A 5,089-nucleotide genomic window follows, 5' to 3' on the forward strand; every position below is an offset into this window, starting at 1 on the left:
CGCCTATGCGCCTGGCCGGCCGCAGCCGAGTTTCGACAAGCAGCCCTTGCGCGATTATCTTGACGCCGAACGCCGCGCCGGCCGCTGGAACGGCGAGGCGCCGCCGCCGCCGTTGCCGGCACGTGTCGTGGAGGCCACCAGCAAGCGCTATCTCGAAGCCTATCGCCGCATAACCGGGGCCGAGTTGGAGATCGCGTAAGCACAGACTGATCGGAACCGGTGCGGAGGTGGCACGGTATTACCATGGTCGAGCGGAAGATGTGATACTCTTGCAACGATTCCGGATTCCGAGGGCAGCATGACAAGACGCACCGGCAGCGCTGATCTGCCCCTGCATGGCGGACGCGTTCCGCCGTGGCTTGCGAACCGAATGTCGGCGCTGGGCGCCATCATCACGCAGGCGATCGTGCATCATTACGGCCGCGACGAATTCCTGCAGCGGCTGTCGCACCCGTTCTGGTTCCAGTCGTTCGGCGCCGTCATGGGGATGGACTGGCATTCATCGGGCATTACGACCAGCGTCATTGGTGCCCTCAAGCGCGGTCTGGGACCGCTCTCGAACGAACTCGGCATCCACGTCTGCGGTGGCCGCGGCCGGCATTCGCGGAAGACCCCCGACGAGCTGCTTCTGCTCGGCGAGCGCGTCGGCTTCGACGCCGCCAAGCTGACGCGCGCGAGCCGTCTCGTCGCGAAGGTCGACAGCGCCGCCGTTCAGGACGGCTTCGATTTGTACCTTCACGGGTTCTTCGTCAGCGACGATGGCAAGTGGACGGTCGTGCAACAAGGTATGAACGGCGACAAGAAGCAGGCGCGCCGATACCACTGGCATTCTGAAAACCTCAGGAGTTTCGTCGACGAACCGCACAGCGCGATCGACGGGCCGGCGCACGGCGAAATCATCAACTTGACGGACAAGCGGGCTGAGCTTTCCCGTGCGCGGCAACTCGACCTGCTGCAGGATCTGGGCCCGGATCGCATCGTGTTCGAACTGGCGGCCCTGACAGGTGAGGGGCCGGCGCAGGCGCTGCTGCCGCACCTGGTCATGCCGGCGCATCACGACGTGCGATCGAGCGACGTCTTCCAGCGGCGGCTCCACGGCACGCTCGCCGCGGCGGCCGAGCGCGGTCCGATCGACTTTCCCGATCTGCTGCTGACGCCTGGCGTCGGCGCGCGCACGGTTCGTTCGCTGGCGATGGTGGCCGAGGTCGTGCACGGCGCGCCTTACCGTTTCGCAGATCCGGCCCGGTTCTCGCTGGCGCACGGCGGCAAGGACAGGCACCCCTACCCGGTCCCCATCAAGGTCTACGACGAGACCATCGGCGTCATGAAGTCGGCCATCCGAAACGCAAAGCTCGGACGCGACGATGAGATGCACGCTCTCAAGCGTCTCGACGACCAGGCGCGCCGGCTCGAACGAACGGCCGAGGGACCCTCGTTGCAATCCTTCATCGCTACCGAGCGCGAGATCTCTCCGCGGCTGGACGGCCGGTCCGTATTCGGATGGGAGAGGGATCTGACGTCGGCGAAAGCGGCAGGCGCCGACGGCAACGGAGAGCCGGAAGCCGCAATAACTTGAAGCCGGCGCTTGCCGCGGCGTCCAGACCTAGATCCCCGCCATCATCACATATTTGATCTCGACATATTCTTCCATGCCGTGACGCGAGCCCTCGCGGCCGAGGCCGCTTTCCTTGACGCCGCCGAACGGCGCCACCTCGGTCGTGATCAAGCCGGTGTTGACCCCGACCATGCCGGATTCAAGGGCCTCGGCGACCCGCCAGACCCGGCCGAGATCGCGCGAATAGAAATAGGATGCGAGGCCAAACGGCGAATTGTTGCACATCGCGATGACGTCGGCCTCGTCCTTGAAGCGGAACACCGGCGCCAACGGCCCGAAGGTTTCTTCCCGCGACACCAGCGCATCGGGCGCGACATTGGAGAGCACCGTCGGCTCGAAGAAGCTGCCGCCGAGCGCATGGCGCTTGCCCCCGGTGACGATCTTGGCGCCATGCGCGAGCGCGTCGGCGATGTGCTTTTCGACCTTGTCGACCGCCTCCATGTTGATCAGCGGCCCTTGCGTCACGCCTGGCTCGGTGCCGTCGCCGATCTTCATCGCCGCGACCCTCTGCGAAAGTTTCTCGACGAATTGATCGTAGATCTTGTCCTGGGCATAGAGGCGGTTGGCGCAGACGCAGGTCTGACCCATGTTGCGATATTTCGAGACCATGGCGCCATCGACCGCGGCGTCGATGTCGGCGTCATCGAACACCACGAACGGCGCGTTGCCGCCGAGCTCCAGGCCGAGCTTCTTCACCCCGACCGAAGCCTGCCGGTACAGGATCTTGCCGACCTCGGTCGATCCGGTGAAGCCGACAAATCGCACCGCGGGATGTTCGCACAATACTTTGCCGATCGCAGACGAGTTGCCGGTGAGGATATTGAACACGCCCTTGGGGACACCGGCCTTCTCCGCCAGCGCCACCAGCGCCAGCGCGGTGAGCGGGGTCTCGTTGGCGGGCTTGAGCACCACGGTGCAGCCGGCGGCCAGCGCCGGCGAGACTTTGCGGGTGATCATCGAACAGGGAAAATTCCACGGCGTGATCGCGCCGCAGACGCCGATCGGCTGGCGGATCGCCAACAGCCGCGCATCCGGCCGCTGCGTCGGAATGGTTTCGCCATAGACCCGCCGCGCCTCCTCGGCGAAGAATTCGACATAGGCGCCGCCGATGTCGACTTCGCCAAGCGCCTCGGTGAGCGGCTTGCCCTGTTCGGAGGTCAGGATCAGGGCCAGGTCTTCGCGGTTGGCGATGATCAGGTCGAACCATTGGCGCAAGATATTGGAGCGCTGCTTGGCGGTGAGCTTGGCCCAGGCCGGAAACGCGCGCTCGGCGGCTTCCACGGCCTCGGTTGCTTCCGCCGTGCTCATGACCGGCACCTTGGCGAGTTCCACGCCGTTGACCGGCAGCGACGGATCCTTCAGACGGTCGCGCAGCGATGGCGCGGAGGCTTGCGGCGTGCGTGCAGCGGCGGTCGGGGTCATGACGTTACTCCCTCAAGGTTTTGCTTCCGAATGCGTGTCGGCCTTGGGCGCCATATAGGCTCGGCCGGCCACAAGCTGAAATAGGACCGCGATGCGCCAAAGGCCAGACATCGCCGGACGACATTTCAAGGCAAGCCCATGAAGTCGCCCGGGGTTCCGGCTAGATTGGCCGGAGGGGCCTTCAGGCCGCTCCACTGATATAGGTTTCGCGACGGCCGATCATGCGCTCCGCCATGGTCTTGGCGTCCGCCTTGGTGGACGTGGCACAGGTCCGGTATTCGAGATCGGGCTGATTGGCGGGCTCGCGCCGGCCGAACCATGTTCTGGAACCGACCTGCAACAGCGCCAAAGCCTGGGCCACGTTATCGACCGCGCTGAAGGCGTGCAGCGCGCCGGTTGCGGCATTGCGCACTTCGTAGAGGCCCGGGCTGATCGGCGCTTCGATATTTTCGCCGCGTCCGGCCCGGGGATACCGCTTCCATTCGCTCCAGGTCGAGATCATCGTCACCCCCTCGCGGCCTCAGAGCGCCGCAATCAATTGCATCAAATTGGTGGTCGGACAGGTTACATTAGCAACGCAATTACAAAGGCTTACCACAGAAAAACGCTTCCTGCATCGGGCGCCAGCATAGCGTGGGCCTGGCAAGAGATCACGCGGTTATGCAAGCCAATGCATCACAATTATGGCGGCCGGAATAGCCGCCCCGAAATCATCCCATTGCCGGCCGCCAATCACGAGATTGCGACCGATGCATATCCAACGGTAGCCGATGCTTGCGGGAAGGCGTGGCCGGGAGGAAGATCGGCCACTTCAAAAAACAAAACGGGAGGTGACACCTATGCAAAATCAAGCTGCGATCGATCAGGTCCTGCGCCAGAAAACCGACGCCAGGGAGATTCCAGGCGTGGTGGCGATGGCCGCCAACGGCAAAGAAGTGATCTATCAGGGCGCGTTCGGCAAACGCGACCTGTCCAAGGACGACGCCATGACGCCGGACAGCGTGTTCTGGATCGCCTCCATGACCAAGGCGGTCACCACAGCCGCCGCGATGCAGCTGGTCGAGCAGGGCAAGCTCTCGCTTGAGGCCCCGATCGGCAAGGTGCTGCCGGATATCGCCGCACCGCAAGTGCTCGAAGGCTTCGATGCCGCCGGCGAGCCGAAGCTGCGGCCGGCGAGGAAGGAGATCACGCTGCGCCATCTCATGACCCACACCGCCGGCTTCTGCTACGATATGTGGAACGGCGACATGGGGAAATATATGGAGAAGACCGGCACGCCCGGCATCATCACCTGCCAGAACGCCGCCTTGAAGACCCCGATCATGTCCGACCCGGGCACGCGCTGGGAATATGGCACCAACATCGATTTCGTTGGCAAGGCGGTGGAGGTTGCGAGCGGCAAGCGGCTCGACGCCTATCTGCGTGACCAGATGTTGACGCCGCTCGGCATGAATGACACGGGATTCAAGATCGGCGAATCGCAACGCAAGCGGCTGGTTGCCATGCACGCGCGCGGTCCCGATGGAACGCTGGCGCCGATCCCGTTCGAACTCGAGCAGGAGCCGGAATTCCATATGGGCGGCGGCGGTCTCTACGGCACCGCGGGCGATTACATCAGGTTCACCCAGATGATTCTCAACAAGGGCCGCGGCAACGGCAACCAGGTGCTGAAGCCCGAAACGGTCGCGATGATGAGCCAGAACCACATCGGCGAACTCGCCATGACCAAGATGATCTCGGTCGCGCTGCCCTATAGCAACGATGTCGATCTTTATCCTGATATCGTGAAGAAATGGGGCCTGAGCTTCATGATCAACAGCGCCAAGACGCCCGAGGGCCGCAGCGCCGGCAGCCTCGCCTGGGCGGGCCTGGCCAACACCTATTTCTGGATCGACCCCTCCCGTGATGTCGCCGGCGTGATCCTGATGCAGGTCTTGCCGTTCGCGGACGGCAACTGCCTGGAAGCCTTTGCGGGCTTCGAGCGCGGCATCTATGCCGGGCTCGATGCGGCGGGCCAGAAGGCGGCGTAGGGCATGATCCGGAAAAGCGGCA

At 64.0% G+C, this 5,089-nt stretch carries 4 protein-coding genes and 1 pseudogene; 3 read left to right on the plus strand and 2 right to left on the minus strand.

Annotated features, from left to right (window positions below; all coding sequences use genetic code 11):
* Together ABSG20_RS33730 and ABSG20_RS33735 are read left to right on the plus strand one after the other, a co-directional pair.
* Positions 1-199, plus strand: a pseudogene (locus tag ABSG20_RS33730) (phosphoribosylaminoimidazolesuccinocarboxamide synthase); the annotation flags it as partial.
* 99 nt (positions 200-298) lie between these two features.
* Positions 299-1,576: a DUF763 domain-containing protein gene (locus ABSG20_RS33735; protein WP_423868767.1), complete on the plus strand. Its 1,278-nt coding sequence runs from the start codon at positions 299-301 to the stop codon at positions 1,574-1,576.
* 27 nt (positions 1,577-1,603) lie between these two features.
* On the opposite strand, the gene ABSG20_RS33740 is transcribed toward ABSG20_RS33735, so the two are convergent.
* Positions 1,604-3,037, minus strand: coding sequence for an NAD-dependent succinate-semialdehyde dehydrogenase (locus ABSG20_RS33740; RefSeq protein ID WP_423868768.1), 1,434 nt, complete (start codon positions 3,035-3,037; stop codon positions 1,604-1,606).
* A gap of 181 nt (positions 3,038-3,218) precedes the next feature.
* Entirely contained in the window at positions 3,219-3,539 is a 321-nt protein-coding gene (locus tag ABSG20_RS33745) for a hypothetical protein (RefSeq protein ID WP_423868769.1), read from the minus strand.
* A 337-nt stretch (positions 3,540-3,876) separates the two neighbouring features.
* Between ABSG20_RS33745 and ABSG20_RS33750 the strand changes: the two genes are divergently transcribed.
* On the plus strand, positions 3,877-5,067 hold the full coding sequence (locus ABSG20_RS33750; protein WP_423868770.1) for a serine hydrolase domain-containing protein: 1,191 nt from the start codon (positions 3,877-3,879) through the stop codon (positions 5,065-5,067).
* Positions 5,068-5,089 lie beyond the last annotated feature (22 nt).

Origin of the sequence: Bradyrhizobium sp. (genome assembly GCF_049512235.1) — a bacterium.
Taxonomy (GTDB): Bacteria; Pseudomonadota; Alphaproteobacteria; order Rhizobiales; family Xanthobacteraceae; genus Bradyrhizobium.

Excerpts from the sequence above, each read along its gene's own strand:
- ABSG20_RS33735 (WP_423868767.1), top strand. The coding sequence starts at position 299 with ATGACAAGACGCACCGGCAGCGCTGATCTGCCCCTGCATGGCGGACGC.
- ABSG20_RS33740 (WP_423868768.1), bottom strand. The coding sequence starts at position 3,037 with ATGACCCCGACCGCCGCTGCACGCACGCCGCAAGCCTCCGCGCCATCG.
- ABSG20_RS33745 (WP_423868769.1), bottom strand. The coding sequence starts at position 3,539 with ATGATCTCGACCTGGAGCGAATGGAAGCGGTATCCCCGGGCCGGACGC.
- ABSG20_RS33750 (WP_423868770.1), top strand. The coding sequence starts at position 3,877 with ATGCAAAATCAAGCTGCGATCGATCAGGTCCTGCGCCAGAAAACCGAC.